The 23,671-nt window shown below is 53.1% G+C and carries 17 protein-coding genes; 11 read left to right on the top strand and 6 right to left on the bottom strand.

Features of this window, described 5'->3' with window-relative positions:
- Positions 1–475 precede the first annotated feature (475 nt).
- The 6 genes from ABNT34_RS20660 to ABNT34_RS20635 all read left to right on the top strand — a co-directional run bounded on the left by ABNT34_RS20660 (position 476) and on the right by ABNT34_RS20635 (position 6,828).
- Entirely contained in the window at positions 476–2,926 is a 2,451-nt protein-coding gene (locus ABNT34_RS20660) for a TonB-dependent receptor (protein WP_348734797.1), read from the top strand.
- Between the two features lie 98 nt (positions 2,927–3,024).
- Positions 3,025–4,023 (top strand): sulfate ABC transporter substrate-binding protein, encoded by a 999-nt coding sequence (locus tag ABNT34_RS20655; RefSeq protein WP_348734796.1) that lies wholly within the window; start codon positions 3,025–3,027, stop codon positions 4,021–4,023.
- Between the two features lie 78 nt (positions 4,024–4,101).
- The gene (locus ABNT34_RS20650; protein WP_348734795.1) at positions 4,102–4,620 is read left to right on the top strand and encodes a DUF1993 domain-containing protein; all 519 of its coding nucleotides are present in this window, start codon (positions 4,102–4,104) and stop codon (positions 4,618–4,620) included.
- Between the two features lie 234 nt (positions 4,621–4,854).
- Complete coding sequence (locus tag ABNT34_RS20645; RefSeq protein WP_348734794.1) at positions 4,855–5,661, top strand: energy transducer TonB; 807 nt, start codon at positions 4,855–4,857, stop codon at positions 5,659–5,661.
- Between the two features lie 28 nt (positions 5,662–5,689).
- Positions 5,690–6,418 (top strand): MotA/TolQ/ExbB proton channel family protein, encoded by a 729-nt coding sequence (locus ABNT34_RS20640; RefSeq protein WP_348734793.1) that lies wholly within the window; start codon positions 5,690–5,692, stop codon positions 6,416–6,418.
- Positions 6,418–6,828: a biopolymer transporter ExbD gene (locus ABNT34_RS20635; protein WP_348734792.1), complete on the top strand. Its 411-nt coding sequence runs from the start codon at positions 6,418–6,420 to the stop codon at positions 6,826–6,828. Before ABNT34_RS20640 ends, ABNT34_RS20635 begins: the two co-directional genes overlap by 1 nt.
- A 65-nt stretch (positions 6,829–6,893) precedes the next feature.
- Here the strand turns inward: ABNT34_RS20635 and ABNT34_RS20630 are convergent, their stop codons facing one another.
- The 3 genes from ABNT34_RS20630 to ABNT34_RS20620 all read right to left on the bottom strand — a co-directional run bounded on the left by ABNT34_RS20630 (position 6,894) and on the right by ABNT34_RS20620 (position 11,906).
- Positions 6,894–8,132 carry a sigma-54 dependent transcriptional regulator gene (locus ABNT34_RS20630; RefSeq protein WP_348734791.1) on the bottom strand — a complete coding sequence of 413 codons (1,239 nt, stop codon included), beginning with the start codon at positions 8,130–8,132 and terminating at the stop codon, positions 6,894–6,896.
- Positions 8,133–8,409: 277 nt separating this feature from the next.
- Positions 8,410–10,503, bottom strand: a complete 2,094-nt coding sequence (locus ABNT34_RS20625; RefSeq protein ID WP_348734790.1) for a TonB-dependent receptor — start codon at positions 10,501–10,503, stop codon at positions 8,410–8,412.
- A 137-nt stretch (positions 10,504–10,640) separates the two neighbouring features.
- Positions 10,641–11,906: a hypothetical protein gene (locus ABNT34_RS20620; RefSeq protein ID WP_348734789.1), complete on the bottom strand. Its 1,266-nt coding sequence runs from the start codon at positions 11,904–11,906 to the stop codon at positions 10,641–10,643.
- 392 nt (positions 11,907–12,298) lie between these two features.
- Between ABNT34_RS20620 and ABNT34_RS20615 the strand changes: the two genes are divergently transcribed.
- The 5 genes from ABNT34_RS20615 (at position 12,299) to ABNT34_RS20595 (ending at position 20,319) form a co-directional block, all read left to right on the top strand.
- On the top strand, positions 12,299–14,566 hold the full coding sequence (locus tag ABNT34_RS20615) for a thioredoxin family protein (RefSeq protein ID WP_348734788.1): 2,268 nt from the start codon (positions 12,299–12,301) through the stop codon (positions 14,564–14,566).
- A 71-nt stretch (positions 14,567–14,637) separates the two neighbouring features.
- The gene (locus ABNT34_RS20610) at positions 14,638–15,255 is read left to right on the top strand and encodes a redoxin domain-containing protein (RefSeq protein ID WP_348734787.1); all 618 of its coding nucleotides are present in this window, start codon (positions 14,638–14,640) and stop codon (positions 15,253–15,255) included.
- A 329-nt stretch (positions 15,256–15,584) separates the two neighbouring features.
- Entirely contained in the window at positions 15,585–18,215 is a 2,631-nt protein-coding gene (locus ABNT34_RS20605; protein ID WP_348734786.1) for a TonB-dependent receptor, read from the top strand.
- An 81-nt stretch (positions 18,216–18,296) separates the two neighbouring features.
- On the top strand, positions 18,297–19,334 hold the full coding sequence (locus ABNT34_RS20600) for an SMP-30/gluconolactonase/LRE family protein (protein ID WP_348734785.1): 1,038 nt from the start codon (positions 18,297–18,299) through the stop codon (positions 19,332–19,334).
- Positions 19,335–19,425: 91 nt separating this feature from the next.
- Entirely contained in the window at positions 19,426–20,319 is an 894-nt protein-coding gene (locus ABNT34_RS20595; RefSeq protein WP_348734784.1) for a dienelactone hydrolase family protein, read from the top strand.
- A gap of 206 nt (positions 20,320–20,525) precedes the next feature.
- Here ABNT34_RS20595 and ABNT34_RS20590 read toward each other — a convergent pair whose 3' ends face one another.
- The 3 genes from ABNT34_RS20590 to ABNT34_RS20580 all read right to left on the bottom strand — a co-directional run.
- Positions 20,526–21,419 carry a hypothetical protein gene (locus ABNT34_RS20590; protein ID WP_348734783.1) on the bottom strand — a complete coding sequence of 298 codons (894 nt, stop codon included), beginning with the start codon at positions 21,417–21,419 and terminating at the stop codon, positions 20,526–20,528.
- Positions 21,420–22,024: 605 nt separating this feature from the next.
- The gene (locus ABNT34_RS20585) at positions 22,025–22,489 is read right to left on the bottom strand and encodes a hypothetical protein (RefSeq protein ID WP_348734782.1); all 465 of its coding nucleotides are present in this window, start codon (positions 22,487–22,489) and stop codon (positions 22,025–22,027) included.
- Positions 22,490–22,536: 47 nt separating this feature from the next.
- On the bottom strand, positions 22,537–23,671 hold a 1,135-nt coding region (locus ABNT34_RS20580; protein ID WP_348734781.1), incomplete at its 5' end, for an RHS repeat-associated core domain-containing protein.

Raw genomic sequence — 23,671 nt, 5'->3', positions numbered from 1 at the left:
CGGCATAGTTCACTCCGGATGTTGGTTTATTCATCCAGAGAAGTGTTACCTATGTCTTTGAACTAATGTGTCACCTATGAGTGTGAACCTTACCGTCGGTTTTTCTTTGGTTACTTTCTTTTGCTGAAACAAAAGAAAGTGACTCACCGTTAGGTGAATTCTTTGCTAGACGGTCTCGCCGCAAAGGAAAAAACAAAAAATAGACCAACCGCCGCCCACTGGGCAAAACCAGCGTCAGCCCAAAACTCCCGCAGGGCGGGAAACAAAGCACAAGCGCAAATATTCCAAAACGATATATATAATCTTATTTTTGTTCTTTTTAATTATTACAAGCCTGTCTAATATCGCACTCAGCCCATTTGGAGATGTACAGACGTCCAAATGAAAAAACCTGAAGCACTGCACTGACCGGACCACCGGAGGTTGCTCAGTGATAACTGAACGACGAAACGACTGATGACCAACGGAGTATCCCATGTCAGTGCAATCTGATTTAAATCACTATTACGGCGTAAAAAGTAAAGCGCTGCAGTTCCCGACCCGCCGCTTCCGCGCTTTAAGCCCGCTGGCTGCTGCGGTTAGCCTGGCCATTTTTGGTAGTGGCCCCGTGCTGGCAACAGAAGCTACTGAAGCAGCAACTCCGCTTGCGATTGCCGCCGCTGCTGCAGAAGATGCCAATTTAGAAGTTATTACCGTCACCGCCCGTAAACGGGTGGAAAACGTGCAGGACGTGCCTATCGCGATTTCGGTGCTGACGGCGCAGGATTTAGATAAAACCGGCACTTATTCCACTGAACAGCTGACGCGTTTACAGCCATCAATTCAGCTGATTTCATCCAACCCGCGTAATACCGCCGTGACCATTCGTGGCCTTGGCAGCGTGATTGGCCTGACCAATGACGGCCTGGAATCCGGTGTCGGTTTTTATGTCGATGAAGTGTATTACGCCCGGCCTGGCTCTGCGGTCGTTGACCTGCTGGATATCGAACGGGTCGAAGTACTCCGCGGCCCACAAGGCACGCTGTTTGGCAAAAACACCACGGCTGGTGCATTGAACCTGAGTACTGCAGCGCCGACTTTTACACCGGAAGGCAAAGCCGAAGTCACTTTAGGTGAAGATGGTTACACTCAGGGTAAAGCTATTATCTCTGGTGGCCTGCCTGTTGATGGATGGGGCGAAAAAGTCGCAGGCCGGCTGGCGGCATCCAGCACCCGGCGCGACGGTACTGTGTACAACGTGACGACCGGCGCCAAACAAAATGACACCAACAGTCAGGCGCTGCGTGGCCAGCTGCTGATTGAAGCCGCGCCGGCCTTAAAGATTAAATTATCCGCCGATTATGCCTATCAGAACCCCAATGCTAATACCCAGGTGTTTGTACGTTACGGCGCCACCAAACGCTCGGCCGCCTCGCAATTCCCGGCTTTAGCAGCGGCACTCAATTACAAACCCGCCAGCGAAAACCCTTATGACCGCTTGGTCGATGTCAACTCCACCATTCAGGCGCGGCAAATCCTCAAAGGCACCAGTGCCAAAGTCGACTGGGATTTAGGCGATTACAGCTTTACTTCCATCAGCGCGCTGCGCGCCTGGGACTGGACGCCACAAAACGACCGCGATTACACCGGTTTAGCCATTCGCACCAAATCAAATAACCCGTCGGCACAGGACCAGTGGAGCCAGGAATTCCGCCTCAGCTCTAATGGCAGTGGCGAGCTGGACTGGGTCGCCGGTTTATACGCCTTTGGTCAGGACGTGGAGACCCACGGTACTGAGCAATGGGGCAAAGACGGTGCGCGCTGGCTGATTGGCGCCAACGTCCCGTCAAACCTGATTGATGGTTACACCTCCAATACCGACGTGTATTCCAGCACCGATTCTTATGCCGCTTATGCGCAGGCGACCTGGCATGTCAGCGAAGATTTCCGCGTCACGCCGGGTGTACGGTATACCAAAGAAGAAAAAACCGGTGATTTTACTCAGGTCGCCAAAGGCGGCCTGGTCACTACAGACGCGGCGCTCATTACGGCTAAACGCGGTATTGCCCGCGATCAGAAGTACTATGCCGAGTTCTCCGACTCAAGCCCAACCGGTCAGCTGAATCTGGCGTATGACCTAAGCGACGACCAGCTGGTCTATCTGAACTGGGCCCGTGGTTATAAATCCGGTGGAATCAATGCGGCCGGTATTCCAACCGACGCTGCCGGCAACCCGTCACTGGTCAGCGCCACAGTGCAACCGGAAAAATCCACCACGGTCGAGCTTGGGCTCAAATCACAATGGCTGGAGCGACGCCTGACCACCAACTTCGCGGTCTATGACACCCAGGTCACCGACTATCAGGCCAACGTGGTCGATGCCGGTCCTGGCGCGCTGCGCGGTTATCTCGCCAATATCGAAAAAGTCAGTGTGCGCGGTTTTGAATTTGACAGCCGGGCGCAGCTGACCGACAGCTGGTCGGTGTACGCCACTTACGCTTACACCGACGGCCAATATGACTCCTTCCGTAATGGCCCACCGCCACTGGAAGAACTGGCATCTGGCACTTCAGCCTTTGATTTGTCCGGCCGCGAGCTGCCGGGCGTATCGAAAAATGCCGGTTCGCTTGGTACTGAATACAGCTGGGGCGGCACTGTCAGTGGCGTGGCCGGTGAATGGTACAGCGCGGCTGATTTGAGCTACCGCTCAGACTGGAACTCAGATGCATCGGTGTCGAAATATCTGGTGGTGGAAGCCTCAACGCTGGTCAACCTGCGCCTTGGTTTCAGAACCGACAACGGTACCGACGTGTCGATTTATGCCCGTAACGCCTTTGATGAAGACTACTTAAGCTTCCTCAGTATTCAGGCCGGTAACTCCGGTGCTGTGTATGGCCATGTTGGCGACCCGCGCAATATCGGTCTGCGCGTCAAAGCGGAATTTTAAACTGATTTAACACCAGGGCCCGGTGACAACAACGCCGGGCCAACGCCACTCAATTCAACATTCTGAAATAAGGAACGCAGGTTCCACTGGAGCAACACATGAGCAAGTCCCGTATCGCGTTTCTGGTCCTGGCCCTTGGCGCTGTTTTTGCCGGCCAGGCGCAAGCCAAAGAAGTGACCTTATTAAACGTGTCCTACGACCCGACCCGTGAATTGTATCGCGACTATAACCAGGCCTTTGCCAAATATTATCTGGCGAAAACCGGCGACAGCGTCAAAATCGAGCAATCGCACGGCGGTTCCGGCAGTCAGTCACGCGCTATTATCGATGGCCTGAAAGCGGACGTCGCCACACTGGCGCTGGCCGGTGATATCAACCCGATCGCCCGCATCGGCAAACTGTTACCGGAAAACTGGGTCACTGCCCTGCCGCATAACAGCGCACCATATACCTCGACCATCGTGTTTCTGGTGCGTAAAGGCAATCCGAAAAACATCAAAGACTGGGGTGATTTGGTAAAAGACGGTGTCGAAGTCATTACGCCCAATCCAAAAACCTCAGGTGGCGCGCGCTGGAACTACTTAGCAGCCTGGGCCTGGGCGCAGCAAAACACCGGCTCGGCGGAAGGCGCCAAAGCCTTTGTCAGCAAGCTTTATACCCATGTGCCAGTGCTGGACTCGGGTGCCCGTGGCTCAACCACCACATTTGTGCAACGTGGTATTGGTGACGTGTTGTTATCCTGGGAAAACGAAGCTTTTTTGGCGGTCAATGAGTTAGGCCCGGACAAAGTTGAAATCGTCGTGCCCTCGGTATCGGTATTGGCCGAACCTTCAGTCGCCGTAGTGAAGAAAAACACCGATGCCAAAGGCACCACAGCTGCCGCAACCGAGTATCTGCAATATCTGTACAGCACTGAAGGCCAGGAAATTGCCGCCAAACACTATTACCGCCCACGTGACGCTGCTGTGGCCGCCAAATATGCCAAGCAGTTCCCGGCGATTAAGCTGGTGGATATTCAAAGCTTTGGCGGTTGGGACAAAGTGCAGCCAGAGCATTTTGGCGACGGCGGTATCTTTGACCAGATTTATCAGCGTTAAACCGACGGCTGCTGAATTCTGTTGAACCAACGGGCCTGCCATGCAGGCCTTTTTTTATCCCATCGCATGGAGCTGATGATGACGATTGCCCTCTATGAAATTTCAGTGCCGGTGTTCCGGCATGGTCTGAATACCTTACACCGCATTCTGGACAAAGCGGCGGCACAGGCTAATCAGCGCGGTTATCCATTGGAACTGCTGTTGCACAGCCGGTTTTATCCCGATATGTACCCACTGTCGCGCCAATTGGAGCGGTTAAGCCAAATCCCGCTGGAAAGCTGCAGTGTACTGACCCGCCAGCCGTTAACGCCCTTTGCTTTTGCCGATGCTGATTTCAGCCAGTATCAACAAGGGCTGCAGCACAGTCTGACGCAACTGGACCAACTGCAGCCGGATGCTTTTGTTGCCGCGACAGTGCAACCTGTAGTCAGTGAACTGGCCGGCGAAACTCAGCATTTTGTCGATGGCCTGCATTATTTACTGCAACAGGCCCAGCCAAATTTTTACTTCCATCTGACCACCGCTTACAACCTGCTGCGCCACAACGGTGTGCAGTTAGGCAAACTGGATTTTCTCGGTTATCAGGCCGCGCGCTGATGCGCTGCTGTTGGATTTGCAGCAGTTGTTTGAAGCAAATCCAACAGCCACCACAACCATCTAAGAAATAGCTTTTTGATATATTAAATACACATTACAAATCAAATAGTTAAATATATTTTCTCGGCTAAACCCTCTGGCATAAAAGGTGCAAAACCTGATCACTATTCGGTGAACTATCCGGCTATTTATACGGTTTGCACGCGTCAGTACAGCCGCTATCAGGAGATTTTTATGACCAGTTTTGCTTTAACCGACCAGGCCGCCTTTGGTTTTTATCTGCGCCAACAAAGCCGGCCAGCTCAATTAAAAAATGCGCCAGCGCAGCCCATCGCAGTACAACCTACTGCGGCACTGCCGATGGCCGATGCCACTGCGCCTGTACTGCAACCACCAACGCAACATGGCTTTACGCTGATTGCCGCAGCCGTGGTGGTCGCGCTGCATTTAGCCCTGCCCCTACTACTGGCGAAGACGCCGCTGCCTGTTGTTGCGGCCAAAATTCCACCGATGACAGTGCAGCTGCAAAAACCGGCACCGACGCCACAACAAGTCGCAAAGCCAGTCAAACCAACGCCACCCAAAGTAGAAAAACAGCTGGAAACGCCAAAACCGCTGCAGAAAAAGCTGCCGCCAAAGCCGGTAGAGCAAGTTAACGCGGTACCCACAACTGTGCCGCAGCCCGTTGCTCAACCGGTCGCGCAGCCGGTCAGTCAGCCATTAGCGCAACCACAAGTCCAGCCTGAACCGGTATTTGTCGCGGCCACGGCCGAGCCGGATTATCTGCAAAACCCGGCACCGGCTTATCCGGAAACGGCGCTGGAAAATGGCTGGGAAGGCACTGTGCTGCTGAACGTGCATGTCACCGGCGACGGCAAAGCCGACGATGTGCAAATCAAAAACAGCAGCGGCCGCAAAATTCTCGACAACGCAGCGGTTGCAACCGTTGCCGGCTGGTCTTTTGTGCCAGCGAAACAAGGCGACCAGCCCGTTGATTCATGGGTGGAAGTACCGATCGAATTCAGTCTGACCAACAGCTGAGCTGTGGTTGTTTAAAAAGGAAGTACCAATGGCTATTGCAAGTCAACAACTCTATCAAACTCTGGTCGAAGGCACCTTTGATGCTTTGATCGTTTTTTCCGTCATCACCTGGCTGCTGATTGTGATCAAAGCAGCACAACATCTGCAAATCAGCTGGCAGGAACGCAAGTTCCGTCAGGATTTCTGGAAAGCGCGGGATTTAACCGTCGCCGCCACGCTGAAGCTACAGGGTCCAACGGCGCGACTGGCACAAGTTGGATTCCATTCGCTGCAACAAGCTGGCAAACCGCAGTCTGATCTTGAACACAGCTGGGACCGGCAAGTGTTGCTGGAACGGCACTTACGCCAGCAAATTCACAAAGAACGCCGCTCGCTGGAAAATGGTCTGGCGATCCTCGCCTCCATCGGCACCACAGCGCCTTTTGTCGGCCTGTTTGGTACTGTGTTTGGCATTATCGACGCACTGACCGCCATCACGGCACAAAAATCCGCCAGCATTGAGGTGGTGGCCGGCCCTATCGGTGAAGCGTTAGTGGCTACCGGCGTAGGTATTGCCGTAGCGGTACCAGCCGTGTTGGCCTTTAACTTCTTTTTACGCCGGTTAAAACTCATTCAGGCTGATTTAGATGATTTCGCCACCGATTTCCTCAACCTGCTGCAAAAAGCTGGTTTCCGCGCGCCGCTAATACCTGAAGAACAGCCACAGACAAACAGCGCCACGCCAGCTGCTGGCACCACACAGGAGGCGTATAGCTAATGGCTTTTTCTTCTGGTGGGGATAACGACGAAGTGATGAGTGAAATCAACATCACACCAATGGTGGACGTGATGTTGGTGCTGTTGGTGGTGTTTATCATTACCGCCCCGATGCTGACCAACAGTATTAAAGTGAATCTGCCGAAAACCGCCGAAACACCGGTGTTAAGCGAACCCAAGCCGCCGTTGGTGCTCAGTATCGACGCAGCGGGCAAGCTCTATCTGGACAAAACTGAAATGGGTCTGGAGTTTCTGCAGCGTAGTCTGGAGCAACGCAAAGCGGCAGATCCTGAACTGGTCCTGCAACTGAATGCAGACGAAGCAGTCAATTACGGCACTGTGGCCAAAACCATGGTGCTGATTGAAAAAGCCGGCATTGATCGCCTGTCGGTGATTACGGAAAAACAATAAGCACAGGATGTGCAAAAAAGCCGCCTTCGGGCGGCTTCTGCATTGTTTAACAAACTCAGAGCACTTCAATAAAAATCCCAGCTCGCTTCGAGAATAGCACTGCCGCTATCTTCCTTGCTTGGCGCTTGCTTTGGAGCAGCATCTAACAGGCCATGGCGTTTCAGCAGCGTGCGCATCACATTGCGGGTGATGCCAAGTAATGCGGCGGCATGTACCTGATTCTCGCCGGCAAAACGAAACGCACTGTCAACCAATAAACGCTCCAGCTGCTCATGATGCGGGCCATCACCTTGTTCAGTGAAAATTCGTTGCAGCTGCCGGGCGATGATTTGCCAGGCTGGTTCTGCCTCTGTGTTGGTAGCTACCGGTGCTGGCGCAGCTGTGTTAATTGCAGTCGCATGCTGTGGCGCCGCAGCCGGCAATGGCGTGGCAACAGCAAAAGCAGACTGCTCTTTAGGTTGATAAGCCCAGCCACCGGTGACTTTTAAGTGCTCAGGTTCTATCACCTGATCCCGCGCCACCAACAAGGCAAAATGCACCACGTTTTCCAGTTCGCGGATATTGCCCGGCCAGGCATGTTCCTGCATCAGCCGCACTGCGGCAGCACTAAAACGCGGTCTGGCCTGCTGCATTTTCTGGCAATAGTTTTTCAGGAAATGCTCTGCCAGCGGCAACACGTCACCGGGCCGCTCACGCAGTGGCGGTAAGCGCAGCTGAGCAATATTAATGCGGTATAACAAGTCCTGCCGGAAATGTCCGGCGGCGACGGCATAGTCCAAATCGACGTTGGTGGCGGCAACCAGCCGCACATTGACCGGAATAGGCCGGCGTGAACCAATCCGCACCACTTCTTTTTCTTGTAACACGCGCAGTAACTTCACCTGCAGCGGCAGAGGCAAATCGCCAATTTCGTCGAGAAATAAAGTGCCGCCGTTGGCGGCTTCGAACCAGCCTTCGCGTTTGCCCTGGGCGCCGGTAAAAGAGCCCGCTTCATGGCCAAACAACTCGCTTTCTGCCAGCTGGTCGGAAATAGCACCACAGTTCACCGCCAAAAACGGGCCGCTGCGGCCACTCAGGTGATGGATATGGCGCGCCACCAGTTCTTTGCCGGTACCGGTTTCGCCGCCGATCAGTACCGGCGCTTCGCTCGGACCAATCCGCTCAATATATTCCAATAACCGCACTGACAACGGGTCGTTAAATACCAGGGCTTTGGCCCGGATCGATAAAGGTTGCGCGTTGCTGCCCTCCAGGGACAGCAATACCGGCGCTCTGACGGCCTGTTCCACGATGACTCCCAGCATTCGTATTTTTCGTTATAACGATACTAAGCTGTCCATCCAAACGGCTATAAGTAACCAAAACGTCTAGCTTATAACTGACGCTTTTTTCAACAACAAAAACTGCTGCAGAATCAACAGCACTGTTGTTGATTCTGCAGCAGTTGAACCTTTCTCAGGTAAATTTGCTAGCAATATGTTTCAGATTTCCAGACGTCTGGCCGTTCACTTGCAGAATTGGCTGCTATTTTGGTTATAAGACCAAACAAAGCGTTCCAAGGCCAGGGCGTGTCGATATCCACTACCAACGATACGACAGCCCCAACCGCACTGAGCGTGGCAGCTGGGCACGACTGACGCGCCCGCCGTCCGGGTCATAAGCATTTTCGTAGAAATAGACAATGTCCTGCCCTTGGCGGTCGGTCAGATTCAGCACTTCGGCATAGGCCGACCAATGCTGCCACTGGCGTGCCAAGCGCAGATGCCATTGCAACTGGCTGCCGGCGCGTTCGCTGTTATCCGGCGTCAGCGCATAACCACTTTGATAGCGCAGCCGGCTGCTGAATTGCCAGTGGCTGTTGTCAAAACTAAGCCCTACTTCGGCCGCTTCCCCAATACTGCCTTCAACAAAACGACCTCCGGCGCTCAGCGGGTCTTTATATTGCGCCTGACTGACACTGTAGTTGCCATCGACCGACCAATTGCCCCTACCCGCACCAGAACCGAGCGGCCAATACAGACTCAGTTCATAGCCCTGCCGATCGGCACCGCCTTTAGGTTCGACCGAATTGCTGTCACCAACAAAAATCAACTCTGAATCCAATGCCAGCCACCAGTAGTGATAACTAAGCCGCAGATCACCCAGTACCCAGCGGCTGCCCAGCTCGGCGCCTTTACCCGGCGACAACGGCGCGACCGGATCGGTTTTACTGAGCAGGCCACGCGCATCGTTCGAATGAAAGCCGCGGCCGGCGCTGGCGTACAGGCTGACCGTCTCCAGCGCCTGCCAGCTCAGGTTGAGTTTCGGCGTAAAAATACCGGCCTGTTCTTTTAGCTGCTGGTGCTGGCCTTGCTGCTGAGCTTGTTCTGGGGGCAACAACGAAGTCACGGCAAAACGATACCAGTCATAGCGCGCTGCGGCATTCAGGCGCACGGCCGGGCTTAACTGCAGGTTTTGCTCGGCATACACCGCGGCCGAACTCTCGCCAATGCGGTGTTCACTTTGCACCTTCACCACTTCACCGGCCACTGTCTGATCCAGGCCGACCGGGTTAATCGCATCATGCTGCCACTGCAGGCCAAGGCGGGCGTCGTGTTGGCCTTGCTGCCAGAAGGTCCAGTGACTGCGGCCACCGAGCGTATAACGCTGGTCACGCTGCTGGATCTGGCCATCATCGGTATAGGTGGGGTTTGACAGCAAAAACCAGTCGTAATACTGCGCGTACCAGCTGGCGGCAAGGTCGGTCGTTTGCCAGTCCTGACTGAACTGTAAACGCCGGGTTTGACCGCGCGCGCTGCTGTCGAGGTCACAAAACCGGTCGGCACATTGTGGAGTGCCGATCGCCGATTCCGGGATCTGCTCGGTCGGCCGCCAGTGCGCCTGATAGCCGGTTAGTGTCAGCGCATGGCTGCTGTCCCCTTCCCGCTGATAATATTTGGCAAACAGGTTTTGTTGCGACAGTTGCTCCGCCAGCTGCCAGGGGCCGTCATAGTTGCGGTGTTGACCCAGCAGCGTCAGTTGAGCGCCATTTTCAGCGGTCACCGCAAGGCCAGCCCCCAGTTTACGCTGGCCAAAAGAGCCGGCTTCCAGACTCAGATAAGACTGTTCCAGTGCGTCAATAGTGCGTAAGCGCGCACTGCCAGCCAGACTGAAATCGCCGTTGTCGGCAAAATACGGGCCTTTACGGTATTCGACGCTGGCGATACTTTCAGGCAGCACGCCATTTAAATCCAGATAACCCTGGCCATGACCATGACTGCGTAAATTCAGCGGCGCACCATCCAGACTGGCGGTAAAGTCGGTGCCGTGATCGAGCTGAAACCCGCGCAGAAAATACTGATTGGCTTTACCGGTGCCAGAGTGCTGTGCGGCAATCAGGCCCGGTACTGCCTGCAACAACTCTGCAGTGGTGACCAAAGGCCGGATCAATAAATCACGGCCACTGACAATACCTTCACTCGCGGTCAGTGCTTTGGCGCGTAAATCCTGTGCGCGGCCTGATACGGTGATGTGTTCCAGCGACTCATGTTGCGCTGTTGCGTTGACTGTCGCCTCATCAGCCGCAACAGCTTCGCCTGCCGCCTTTTCGCCCACCGTTTCAGCTTGCAGCGTGGTGCTGACCAACAGCGCCAGCATGGTCAGCGCCGGCTGACGTCTTATATTCCCAATTTTCATAAAAACCTCAAAACTGATAATCTTTTAATCAATCCTGCGGTTTTTCCTGACGAACTTCGAGCAATAAACTGTGAATTATGCGGCAATTCACCTGCGTTAACCTCAGTTAACGTATTTATAAATCAACAAGTTAAATACTACTTATGCGGTGCATCACCCGGATTTAGCCACTGCTGCGTTCTGCTGTCGAACAGCCATTCTTGCGTATTGTCCGCAGGCTCTTGCTCAGTAGCTGGCAGCTGCGCTGTTTGTTGCAACTGGCTGCTCAGCGCGCTCAGGCCATCATCGCGCAGTCCGGCCAGGATCAGCCGCGGTTGTTGCTGCGCGGTAAAACGGTGCAGATAACCATATTCCGGCAAAGTATCCGGCGGTGTCAGCGGTGTGGCATTGCGATACAACTGGCCTGTGGTCTGGTCCTGCAATTCGTCAAAACTACCGTACGGTTGCAGCTGCGCCGCTTGTTGCCACTCTGTCTGCAAAGCGCCGAGGCCACTGAGCTGGCCCAGATAAATCACGCCCTGATGCTGCAACTGGCTGGTACTGACGGCGGATGCCAGCACAATGTCATACCGAATCTGCTGGCGCTCTAAAGCGGCTGCCAGCCGGCCCAAAGCCGCAGCGACACTGGTCGGTAAATACGACAAACCAAGGTCAAACTGCACGGCTGCCAAGGCTGGTTCGGTCTGCTGGCTTTGCAGTAACTGCAGCGGAGAATTGATATCAAATTGGCGCACCAGCCGCTGCACCTGGCCTTGTGCGTCCGCTTCAGCAAACAGGTAATAGTCACCGAGCACCAGCAATACCGGCGCCTGCTGGCCGGCAAAAGGCTGCAACAACTGGTCGAGTGCAGTCGCAGGTCGCGCAGTTTCGCGCTGACTGAACCATTGCAGACTCAGCACACTGACCAGCAACACCCAGGGCAATAACAGCCAGACAATGTTGGGCAACTTCAGCAGCCGCTGCGGAACCTGCAGCCAATTCCCGCTCGGGCGCAGTGGAACGACCTGGCTTACCGCTGTAGGTTCCGCTTTGAGATTAGCTTGGCCTGCAGTGGCTGTCGGCGACTCACCCGCCGCCGCTGTGGCGGGTAACAGTAAAAACCGGTACTCGCCACGCGGCAACACCAGCAAATGTTCCGACTGCTGCTGTGCCTGCACTTCAGCCAGTTTGCGCCGCAGTTTGTGAATATGCACCCGCACCAGCGAATCCTGAGTCACATCAAAATCAGCATTTTGCCCCATGCCATCCACCGCAACTTCAAACTCTTTCGGCGTATAACCGGCCAGGCTGCAGCGCAGCAGATACTGAAACAGGCTATGTAAACGGGCGCTGCCGGCAAAAATGCCGCTCTGCAGAATTTGTTCAGCTTTTTGTTGCAACTGTTGCACGTCGGTACTGGTCATTTGTTACTCCTGCTCTTCGATCCGGACCAGATCTGGGCTCACATAGCAGCGAATACCGTGCCATGCTGGTGCCTGTCTTGCGGATTTCGCATGCAACACAGCAAGGGCGCACAACAGCAGACTTGCACTTGCTACAGTCAGGGTCAGATTGCGACGAAAAGACTGTCGGCGTGGCAACAGTGCTGGCGCTTTTGCAGCAGCAATGTCGGCTTTGCAACAGCACCGCTGGCAACATGGCAACGCTGCCGGCAGGGATAAAACAACGCTGCAGACTGCACGGTACTGAGCTGTGCGGGCTGTGGTCCAGTATATAAAGCAAACTGGTATGGCGGTTGCTTACTCAGCATGTTCAGCCATCTGGATGTTTAAAAATAGAAACAGGATTTGTGTGTATGCGATTGTGGGCAATAGTGATGGTGATTTTGCTGGCTGGTGTGCCGGGAGCAATGCATCTGCAAGCACAGACGGCGATCCCTGCCGCGATGGAGGCTGCTGAGCCGCTGCAGGAAAAAGCTGTGCTTGCGAAACTGCAAGCTTCTGCGGCGACTGAGCAGGTTAAGGCCAGGCTGATTAGCAGCCATCAACAAACAGAACCCGGGCAAACGCTGCGAATCGGTCTGCAACAACTGATTATTCCGCATTGGCATACCTATTGGCTGAACCCCGGTGATTCAGGCAATGCCACCACCATCGACTGGCAGCTGCCAGCGGGGGCCAGCGCCGGTGACATCCTGTGGCCAACCCCTGGGCGCACTATCGTCGGCCCTATTACCAATTACAGTTACAGCGACGAAGTGACGCTGTTAACCGACATCCGCTTGCCGGCTGATTTAACGCCGGGTAGTACCATCGAGATTGCCGCCACCGTCGACTGGTTGGTTTGTGAAGAAGAATGTATTCCGCAAACGGTGCAGCTGGCTTTGCAATTGCCGGTAGTGGCCGCAGGCACTGCGCAAGCGGCGCCGGCCGAAGATCTGGCGATCCTCTCTGCAGCGCAGGCCCGGCTGCCGGTCGACGCGCCTTTTGATATCAGCGCTGAATTGACGCCTGGCGCAGAGCCTGAAGCTGCGCCGTCGGTGGTCTTGCGACTGGCCAATTTGCCGGTGGCTTTCGATGCGATTGAAGATCTGTATTTTTATCCGGCCAACTGGGGCGCGTTGGCACAAAGCAGTCCGCAACGCTTCACTCAGCATCAGACGGCGCAAGGCACAGATATCCTGCTGCATTTACCGCCGGGCGAAACGCCGCCGTCGCTGGCCAAGCCAGCACTTTCCGGTGTGCTGGTGCTGAAAACCAAGGATGAACCGCAAAGTGCCCAACGCGGCTATTGGCTGGACCTGCAAGTCGTGCCAGCTGGCCAGACTGCACAAACTGAAGGCAGCGCAGCCAGTTTTTGGCTGGCTTTTTTACCCGCGTTGGCGCTCGCCTTTGGTGGTGGTCTTATTCTGAATCTGATGCCTTGTGTATTTCCGGTACTGTCGATCAAAGCCTTGTCTTTACTGCAACAACAGCAGTTCGGCGCAGCCGTGCAGCGCCGCCAGGGCTGGGTTTATACCGCTGGTATTCTGGTCAGTTTTGCCGTGTTGGCCGCGATTATTCTGGGCTTTAAAGCGGCCGGCCAGCAAGTCGGCTGGGGATTTCAGTTCCAATCACCGTTGTTTGTACTCGGCATCGCTTATCTGCTGTTTGTGGTCGGCTTGTCTTTGTCTGGGGTATTCGAAGTCGGCGGCAATTTCAGTGGTGTTGGTCAGCAATTGACCGAAAAACCCGGTTATCGCGGTACTTTTTTCACCGGCGTGCTCGCGACCATTGTCGCCACGCCCTGCACCGCGCCATTGATGGCAGCCGCACTGGGTTATGCCTTAACCCAGCCACCGTTGCCGCTACTGGCGATTTTTCTGGCACTCGGCTTTGGCCTGGCTTTTCCGGTGTTGCTGCTGTCCTACTGGCCGGCGCTACAACGAGCCTTGCCAAAGCCTGGTGCCTGGATGGACCGGCTGAAACAGCTGCTGGCCTTCCCAATTTATGCCGCGGTCGTTTGGCTGATTTGGGTGCTGGCGCTGCAACAAGGCGCAGATGCGGTGCTGATTGGCCTATCTGGCCTGTTGTTACTGGCGTTTGCCGCCTGGTGGTATCAGCAAAGCCGCAGCGGCACGGCACTGACGCGCCATAGCGGCAACGTCGGTGCGCTGCTGGTGCTGCTGACCGTGCTTGGCGTCAGTTATCAGCAACTTGATTCCGCCGCCAGTAACAGCCCGGCAGACAACACGACATCGAAGCGCAATACAGCGCCATCACCAACGGCCCTGCCATATCAGCCTTATAGCGATGCCACGCTGGACAGTCTGCTGGCTGAAGGCAAACCGGTGTTTGTCAATTTCACCGCGGCCTGGTGTATCAGTTGCCTGGTCAATGAAAAAGTCGCGCTGCAAAGCAGTTCGGTGCGACAGGCACTGCAACAGCAAGGCATTACTTACCTCAAAGCCGACTGGACCGAACGTGACGAACAAATCCGCCAGACGCTGGCGCGTCATGGTCGCAGCGGCGTGCCGCTGTATTTGTATTACCCCGCCGGTAGCCGCAAGCCGGTGATCTTGCCACAGATCCTGACACCGGATCTGGTAGTCGCTGCATTCATGGCACCTGCTGCGACGCCTTGAACCTTTAACCTTTTGCTCGACCATCGACCTTTGTTTAACAACGAACTTTACATCCACACAAGGAGAATATGATGAAAAACAAAGCCTTAACCCTGACCCTGCTGGCAGGTCTCGCCCTTGGTAGCCTGCAGGCACATGCCGCCGCAGTGTTAGACAAAGCCGCTCCGCTCTTTACCGGTAAAACCGCTGACGGCGGTACGCTGGCACTGGAGAGCTTGCGGGGCAAAACCGTGGTGCTGGAGTGGACCAATCACCAGTGTCCGTATGTGAAAAAACACTATGACCAAAGCAGCAATATTCCACAGCTGCAAAAAGCCGCGACAGCGGAAGGTGTGGTCTGGGTGCAGTTGATTTCATCAGCACCGGGTAAACAAGGCCATGTTGACGGCAAAACTGCGCTGGAGTTAAACCAGCAGCGCGGCGCAGCCCCAAGCAACGTGGTACTGGATGAAAACGGTGAGATTGGCAAGTTGTATGAAGCGCAAACCACACCGCATATTTACATCATCGATAAAGCCGGCACCCTCGTTTATAAAGGCGGCATCGACAGTATTAAGTCGAATAAAGCCGAAGATATTGCCAAAGCGACACCATATGTCAAAGAGGCCCTAAGCGCGATTGCCGCCGGGCAGAAAATTCCCAACGCCAATACCCAGCCCTACGGCTGCTCGATTAAATACGGTGCTTAATCAGTTGCCAGACTGACAACCATCACAACCGCCACCCACCCGGGTGGCGTTTTTTTTGCGCTGCGTTTTAGCTGCGGCTGACAGCGCAACAGTGCTGTGGCAAAAACAACAGTGGCTGTGTATCACGCAACAGCAGCCATTTGAACTTCCGGATGGCCACTAACAAGGTGGAAGACAATTCATTTATATTCAACAACTTAACATAAATTCCATTTCTCTTAAAAACTGGCACCCTTCTTGTTATCACCTAATCGACTATTGATTTCATTATTTATAACCAAACGAGCTGAAACAAGCTCCGATAAAAAAGTCACTGAAGGGGTGTTACCATGAACAAATCAACTGCCGGTCGTTTGCCGGCCCGAACTTTAACTGCGTTGGCTGTGACGGCAGCGCTGGGCGCTTTTAGCCAGCCCGCGCTGGCACAAACGGCAACTTCGCAAGCAGCACCAGCAGCTAAAGTTGCTTCGAATCAACCCAACAAAACCAGCGCAAAAAAAGTCAGCGCCAGCCGCTCGGTAAAACTGGATACTGTGCTGGTGACGGCGCGTAACCGCAGCGAAGCTGCGCAAAACGTACCGCTGCCCATCCGGGTGGTTGGTGGCGAGCGGCTGGACCGCGAAGACATCAAATCACTGTGGGACTTGCCGTCGATTGCGCCGAACCTGCAATTAAATAACCCCGGCGAGAATGCGCGTAAAGTCAGCCCGGGGATCCGGGGCCTCGGCCGTGGTGGTGCCAATGATTCGATGGAACAAAGCGTTGGCACTATCGTCGACGGTGTGACTTTGTACTATTCAGGTCAGGCCTGGGCCGATTATGTCGATTTGGATCGCATCGAAGTGCTGTATGGCCCACAAGGCACGCTGGTCGGCAAAAACACTTCGTTAGGCGCGATTAAAATCGCCACTAAAGCGCCGAGCTTTAAAGCCGCCTCGCGCTTTGAAGTCCAAACCGGTGACCAAAATACGCTGCAGGGCAAGTTCTCCACCACAGGCCCGCTGATTGACGATAAGCTCGCCTATCGCGGCACGTTCTTAGTGACCCGGCAAGACGGTTTGTACGAAAACACTTATCAGTCGCTGGGCAAAGCCAAAGAAACCTGGCGCGAAGCCAATAAAGTCGCCGGTCGGGTGCAGTTTTTATGGACACCCAACGCCGACCTGCGCGGCCGCTTTATCTTCGACAAACTGCGCTCGGACGAGCGCGTCAATACCGGGAACGTGCTGGAATCCAACGGCCCGGCGACTTTTGCCGACGGTACCGCGCGGCCACTGACCACACCGGTCATCGCCAATACCGGCTTTACCCCTAAAGGCAGTTTTGAGAGCTTTGGTTTTCTGGGCAAATTTGCTGAGCGCGCCGCCTGGTTTCACCTGGCCGATGGCACCGTGTATCAGCCGAAACTCGGCACCACTGATATCGAAAACAGCGAAGCGCGGCCGCAAATCACCAATCAATACGGAGGCTCGGCGCAATTTGACTGGGACCGTGATGGCTACAGCCTGACTTCGATTTCCGCCTACCGTTATCAGGATTTTGATATTAAAAACGGCGGCCAGTTTGGCCCCTTCTATATTTCCAATAGCGGCCAGCAGTTGTGGAACGACCAGATCTCGCAGGAACTGCGCATCACCACCACACCAGCGCCCGGCAAAGCCTGGGATTATCAGGCTGGCTTATTCTATTTAGATGCCGAAGTGTATTCTGATGACCCAAGTTATTACGGCCCGGACGCCGGTGCCTGGAATGCGACCCGTAGCCAGTTCACCACGCTGATTGCCAATGAAAGCGCGCCGCTGCGTGCGGCGGGCCGTGAGCTGCTGCGCGCCTCGCATGACGGCATTTATCAGTCGTCGGTGACGGATGCAACCACCAAGAGTCTGGCTGTGTATGGCCAGGCCGATTGGCACCTCACTGACAAAGCCAATCTGGCATTTGGTCTGCGTCTGACCGACGAAGAGAAGCACAACAAAATCGCGACTGAACTGGACAGACCCGGCCAGGATTTAGACCAGCTCGGTACCCAGTTAGGCGCTACTGCGGCGCAAATTGCCGCCGCCAAAGCAGTGCGATTACGTTCGGTGCCGATTGCGCCATTTAGCTTTGTCGCGGGCAAACCGATTGAAGATACGCTGGTCGCCTGGAACATCAGCCCCAGCTATAAGTTAAGCCCGGATATCAACCTCTATGCCTCGGTGGGCAAAGGCGTCAAAGCCGGTTTTATCTACTTCCAGCAATATGTGGCGCCGACCGACAAAGGCTTTGAAACCACGATTAAAGCGGAAGAAACCTTAGACTTTGAACTGGGCTTTAAGAGCCTGCTGCTGGACCGCACGCTGCAATGGAACGCCAACCTGTATAACACTGAAGTCAAAGATTATCAGGCCTCATGGCGGCGCAATAATCCGGACGCACCAGGCGAAACTATTGCCGGCTGGGGCAATGCGCCTAAAGTGCTGGCCCGCGGCGTAGAAACCGAAGTCAACTACCGCGTCAATGCCGAGCTGGATCTCAACCTGGCCGCTGCTTACAACAAAGCCACTTATGAGGCGGAGTGGCTGGTACAAAAACCAGAAATTCTGGCAACTAATCAGTATTTCGATGCCAACGGCCAGCAAATCGCCAACGTGCCAAAAACTGTGATCAACTATGGCTTGTCCTATGTCACGCCGTGGGAAGGTTTCTTGTGGCGCGCCACGCTGCAAAACACTTTTAAATCCAGCAGTTACTTTAACGACAACCAGGCAGCTTTTACCCGTCAGGGTAGTTACACCGTCAGCAACCTGAGCCTTGGTTTTGGCTCGGAGGATAAAAAGTGGGAGCTGGCGCTGCAGGTGCGCAATCTGTTTGACAAAGAGTATTCGCTGTCCCGCTCGACCTACACAGCAACCGCTGGCCAGACGCTGACCATTGGCCAGCCCCGGCTGTTCCAGCTGAACCTGAAGTACAGCTTATAACCCTGTATCTGCCCGCGACAGGCGTCTGACTTTCAGTGCGCCCGTCACCATTGATTTGTCATCACGAACAAGGAATTCATCATGTTGAAATTCAAAGCTTTAAGCCCTGTTGCCCTGCTGCTGACCAGCCAGCTGGTTTCGGCCGCACCGCCAACTACAACCCCGGTCGATGCGATTGCCGGTGTCATTGCGCCCGGCAGTCAGCTCACACTGATTCGCGACGGTTTTGACGGCACTGAAGGCCCAATCCGCGCCCAGGATGGCAGTTTGTTATTCACCGAAACCCGTGCCAACCGTATTGTTCGGATAGATAAAGACGACCGCATCAGCAGCTATCTGGAACAGACTAACGGCGCCAATGGCCTGGGGTATCTGCCGCGCGGCGAACTGGTGGCTGTGCAGGTCAACGACACTCAGGTGGGTTTGGTGAAGCCAAGCTTTAAAACGCTGAGCAAAGACTATCAGGGCAAGCCGTTCCAACGGCCCAATGATTTAGTGATCTCCAGCAAAGGCGATATTTATTTCACCGACAGCGGCCCTGCCAATCAAGCAAATAGCCAAACAAATAGCCAAGCGAATAGCCAGCAGAAAATTGCGCCACGCACTGCGGTTTATCACCTGAAACCCGGTCAACCGGCGCAGCAACTGGTGGCGGATAACAGCATCAAAAGACCCAACGGCATTGCGCTCAGTCCGGACGAAAAAACGCTGTATATCGCCAATAGCAGCGGCGCTGAATTATTAACCTTAGCGCTTGCTGACAATGGCTTGCCGCTGCCAGATGCCAAAGTGCAGGTGTTTGCCCGCTTAGCCGGTGCCGATGTGCCAGCGCCGGCAGCTCAGGCAACAACGCCAAATCCGGCAGCCAATCCAGCGCCAGCCGGCAGTGGCGCTGATGGCATTGCCATCGACAACGAAGGCCGGGTGCTGGTCGCAACTAATGCCGGCATTGAAGTGTTTTCGCCACAAGGCGCTGCGCTTGGACTGATCAAACTGCCACACAAGCCACAAAACCTGGCGTTCGCCGGATTTGATAAAAAAACTTTGTACATTGTGGGCCGTGGCGCAGTATATAAAATCGCCACACTGACGCCGGGTTATCTCGGCCGTGCCAAGTAATGGCAATAAGTCGTCTGAACACAAGGGGCAAATCGTCTGCACTGCGATTTGCCGCTGACAACCACTGATTTTTTTCTGAGGGAATAGCGTCATGTCAGAGCGTAAAACCGCCAAAGATTTTCATCCGGAAACCTTACGTTTATTCGATCGTTATGTGCACGGCGATATCAGCCGACGCGACTTTTTGACCGGCACCGCGAAATTCGCCGTGGCCGGCGTCACAGCGTTATCGATTCTGGAAGCCTTAACGCCCAACTATGCGCTCGGCCAGCAGGTCAAACCGGACGACAAAAGCTTGTCTGCCAGCTTTGTCGAATTCCCAAGCCCAAACGGCAATGGCACTGTGCGCGGTTATCTGGTGAAACCAGCCAAAGCAACCGGGCCACTTCCGGTTGTGCTGGTGGTGCATGAAAATCGCGGCTTAAACCCGCATATTGAAGACGTGGCCCGCCGTTTCGCCAAGGCCGGTTTTATCGCCTTAGCGCCGGATGCACTTTTTACGCTGGGTGGTTATCCGGGTGATGAAGACAAAGCGCGTGAATTGTTTGGCAAACTGGACCAAACCAAAACGCGACAGGATTTCATCGAAAGCGTGGCTTACCTGCAGAAGCTGGAAGGCGGCAATGGCAAAGTTGGTGTGGTTGGTTTCTGTTACGGTGGCGGCATCGCTAACTTCCTCGCCACTGAAGTGCCAACCTTAGCCGCCGCAGTGCCGTTTTACGGTCGCCAGGGCGAGCTGGAGAAAGTCGCCCAAATCAAAGCACCGCTACTCATTCATTACGCCGGCAATGACGAACGGGTCAACGCCGGCGCCAAAGCCTATGACGACGCGTTAAAAGCCGCCGGCAAAAACGCGCAAAGTTATACCTACCCGGACACCCAACACGGCTTCCACAACGACACCACACCCCGCTACGACAAAGCCGCGGCGGAACTGGCCTGGCAGCGCACCGTGGCATTTTTTGGCCAGCATTTGAAAGCCTGATTTGGATTCCGGCCGACAGGGATGTTGGTTGGGGTGATGTTTTCGTTACATTGGATAGATTGCAGACGCTTTAAACAAGTGTTCTCGAAAAAACGAATGTCTGCTTTGCTTTAGTTGCAGACATTCGATTTTTCGAAAACTCAGCAAATCACCTCTAACAAAGTGGCCAAACTTAGTGTGCCACGACATAGAGCACAATAATAAACTCAGTCCTTCTTCAAGCTACTGCAGTCATTGTTCTTACCGCTCCCCGGCTCCCAGGTTGGAGGTTGGTCTGTTGGTGTACAAGCCTTAAATGGTGTCGACCATATATTGTCAGCATTTCGCATTGTCCATTGCCACACTGCAGCAACGCCGTAACGTTGCATTTGTTCTGGAGAAAATTTTATCCTTTCAGTCGTCTGTCCACTGGACGAATTACTGAAGGTTTGCTCAAGCGTGTTTCTAGTCGACTGGGAAATTGCAGAGCCACTGGTCGAACCGCTTACACCGCCCTCAAAAATACTCCCTTTCATTGAAGCCTCGAATGAGGTTCTTACGACCTCATCGACCTTTTCAATCCTAGTGCCGGTAGAGTTAACGAATCCCGTTATTATTTCTTTGTCGCAGACCCCAGAACACACAAGAGCCCAGTATCCACGAGTGATTTCTTGTCTCGGGTCGTAGTTTTCAATGTACTCAACGGATGCCTGATCCAAGAACTGACCGGTACGCCCTCCGATCGAAACAACCTTTCCACCTTTCAAAGAAACACAAAGGTTCCCGCCTTCTGGATTTCCGGCTGTAACCACAACGCCCTTGTTGGATTTCAGCCACATGTGGTCAACGAAGTCGCCAGAGCGAATCACAATTTCAGACCAGAAATCATCTGGGTCCAGTAGGTACTGGTCAGTTGCATTGCCCCCGTCGCCGCCATACTTATGGCCGTTGATAAAGATGGAATCAACGAAGTCAGCACCTCTAAAGCCAACCTTCCGAGGACTAACGGGGGCAAATTCGTTTCCGCCCATCCCGCCACAGGTCTTAGTGATTGATCCTGCTAATACGTCGGAAATCAAAAAAAATGACAACAAAACCAGAATTAAATAGCGTTTTAACATTTAGTCTCTCCCATCTGAGGTTTAACTTTCTTTCAGTGATGAAGTGTGAGGCCTGTGCGAGGTTGATAGGAACTAACAATCACCTTGAAACCTTTGCAGAAGTAGCATAGTCCAACTTGCCTAACCTAAGATCGCAACCCGGTTTCCCATTTTATGGTGGAGTCTCTGCTGGTATGATTTCCAACTCCGGATTAAGAATATTTCAAAAAATAATGTCTGTTTTGCCTTATTTGCGGACATTCGGTTTTTCGAGATGACCTTTCCGAGTTAGTTCACATTGAATTGATAAATACCTACGCTGGACTAAGTCGGAAATCTATTCATAAACTGATCGGTAACACCACTTCGTGTGTGACGTATGTGATGTGACCAGACCTTTCCCCCATTTTTGCATCATCGACATTGGTTTGAACCACGCTGTTACCATAGACTTCCTTGCCTACCTGACCACGGACATTGATGCCGGTGATTTGATGATACACAGGAATTGAACACGGTGGGTATTACATTGTTTGATTTTCAATCGACACCCATAGTTCAGATGAATCTATGGGTGTCTCGGACTTTTTTGATTAGGCGCGGCCATTTTTAATTAATAATGGGAATTATATTTTAATTTTAGTTGTGCGACTAACAACAAAAATATCACCCTGGACTTTATAAAAACTTGTGAGTGAATTTGATTCTGAGTATCGATCTTTCCCCCAGAAATGAAATGAGCTCGTATCTTTGCTAATGTGCAAAAACACATCACCTTTAACCCCGCCAATGAATTCATTTAAAATAACTAAGGACTCTTTAGAGCAGGCATCCTTAATTTCTAAAAGCTTAGGGAATAATAATTTGTGACTCTCACTTTCCGTTGTTGTTATAGTTATGTAATCACTAGGCTCGTCAAACAAAACAATTCTGAACGGCGTTCTTTGCACAGTAATAGATGATACCTTATCAATATCTTTAATTTTCACGGGGTTAGTATTTAACCCTAAAAACACCTCAACTCTATTATCTGCCACCTGAGGATTTTCAGAAATTCTATAACTGCATTCTTCTGCATGTGATTGATGCATGCTTAGTGCTGAGATAAATGATATCAAACATAGTTTCCTGAAGTCTTTCATAACGTATCCTCTACTGCACTTTTGAAATCATTAAAGTTGTCATACCTACTGAATATTTGGCGAACCCAGCTGGGCGAAGAATTTATTATTATGTTTTTTGATGGGTCAGAATACAGCACTTCTGTTGCCGACTTCCCTGCACCAGCAGTCATCCTCAATAATCCATTCATTTGATTGTATCTATAAGCATCAGAGATTGCTTTTCTGGCAAATTCAGGATGACTTGTAAAATTACTTACTGATACCCCTGTTAGCTTTCCTAGCATTTGGAGTTGTTCACTGTTTAAGGAATCAAGCATATCTTCGAATTCCATTCTTGATTTCAATGCGTTGCTCAGTCCATTAATATTTTTAATCAACTTAACAACGGCACTATATTCACGCTCGTTGATTGCGTGCTTCTTCATAAAAGCTGCTTTAGCTGAACTCACTGCATCATCATTCAATAGCCTCGAAAACGCGCCGGTTATAGCGCCATTTACAAATTTCCCGCCAGACAACACCGATGCACTGCCGCCAATAATCGCAGCTTTTATTGCATTACTTGCTCTGTCAGAGATTGATTCAGCGCCTTCAATAAACAGACCTTCTCCACCAATTTGACTGGCTGCTTGCGTAAACCCAGCCGCTGCAAAACCGTGACCAAATTTACCTCCGCTCAGTTCACTGGAGATACCGCCGACAATACCATGCGCGGCTATTCGACCATAATCTATACCTTTGGCAACGAGATTAGATTTCCAGTTGTGAAGACTACCAAACGCCGCGCCTGATAGTGCCCCGGTAAGTGCGCCACGTAAGCTGCCAGTGGCGACCCCGCCTGAAACAAAACCAGTAATGGCGCCGATTTGTGCCGCGTGCAGCCCTTGCAAGAAATTCATTCCCGGCAAGTACACAGCTATAGCGATTGACACCAGCGGCGCCAAATCTCCCAGTAACTTATTCAGCGCTTTAAACAAATACCCACTGGGGTCGGTATAACTCATCGGGTTATTCAGCACATAACTATACCGATTAAAGCTTTGTAAATTAGATGGTTGCTGAATAAATGGGTCGGCTTGCATAAAGCGGCCCAGCACCGGGTTATAGGTTCTGCCGCCCATGTGAATGACTTCAAAATCACTGACCATG

The organism is Rheinheimera texasensis (genome assembly GCF_964031785.1).
In the GTDB taxonomy this organism is placed as follows: domain Bacteria; phylum Pseudomonadota; class Gammaproteobacteria; order Enterobacterales; family Alteromonadaceae; genus Pararheinheimera; species Pararheinheimera texasensis_A.
Note: the sequence above shows the minus strand (reverse complement) of the source record. Positions and strands in the feature narration are given on the sequence as shown.

Coding starts and splice junctions, on each gene's coding strand:
- ABNT34_RS20610 (WP_348734787.1), top strand. CDS start 14,638: ATGAAAAACAAAGCCTTAACCCTGACCCTGCTGGCAGGTCTCGCCCTT.
- ABNT34_RS20600 (WP_348734785.1), top strand. CDS start 18,297: ATGTTGAAATTCAAAGCTTTAAGCCCTGTTGCCCTGCTGCTGACCAGC.
- ABNT34_RS20645 (WP_348734794.1), top strand. CDS start 4,855: ATGACCAGTTTTGCTTTAACCGACCAGGCCGCCTTTGGTTTTTATCTG.
- ABNT34_RS20595 (WP_348734784.1), top strand. CDS start 19,426: ATGTCAGAGCGTAAAACCGCCAAAGATTTTCATCCGGAAACCTTACGT.
- ABNT34_RS20590 (WP_348734783.1), bottom strand. CDS start 21,419: ATGTTAAAACGCTATTTAATTCTGGTTTTGTTGTCATTTTTTTTGATT.
- ABNT34_RS20625 (WP_348734790.1), bottom strand. CDS start 10,503: ATGAAAATTGGGAATATAAGACGTCAGCCGGCGCTGACCATGCTGGCG.
- ABNT34_RS20585 (WP_348734782.1), bottom strand. CDS start 22,489: ATGCATCAATCACATGCAGAAGAATGCAGTTATAGAATTTCTGAAAAT.
- ABNT34_RS20615 (WP_348734788.1), top strand. CDS start 12,299: ATGCGATTGTGGGCAATAGTGATGGTGATTTTGCTGGCTGGTGTGCCG.
- ABNT34_RS20660 (WP_348734797.1), top strand. CDS start 476: ATGTCAGTGCAATCTGATTTAAATCACTATTACGGCGTAAAAAGTAAA.
- ABNT34_RS20655 (WP_348734796.1), top strand. CDS start 3,025: ATGAGCAAGTCCCGTATCGCGTTTCTGGTCCTGGCCCTTGGCGCTGTT.
- ABNT34_RS20650 (WP_348734795.1), top strand. CDS start 4,102: ATGACGATTGCCCTCTATGAAATTTCAGTGCCGGTGTTCCGGCATGGT.
- ABNT34_RS20640 (WP_348734793.1), top strand. CDS start 5,690: ATGGCTATTGCAAGTCAACAACTCTATCAAACTCTGGTCGAAGGCACC.
- ABNT34_RS20635 (WP_348734792.1), top strand. CDS start 6,418: ATGGCTTTTTCTTCTGGTGGGGATAACGACGAAGTGATGAGTGAAATC.
- ABNT34_RS20605 (WP_348734786.1), top strand. CDS start 15,585: ATGAACAAATCAACTGCCGGTCGTTTGCCGGCCCGAACTTTAACTGCG.
- ABNT34_RS20630 (WP_348734791.1), bottom strand. CDS start 8,132: ATGCTGGGAGTCATCGTGGAACAGGCCGTCAGAGCGCCGGTATTGCTG.
- ABNT34_RS20620 (WP_348734789.1), bottom strand. CDS start 11,906: ATGACCAGTACCGACGTGCAACAGTTGCAACAAAAAGCTGAACAAATT.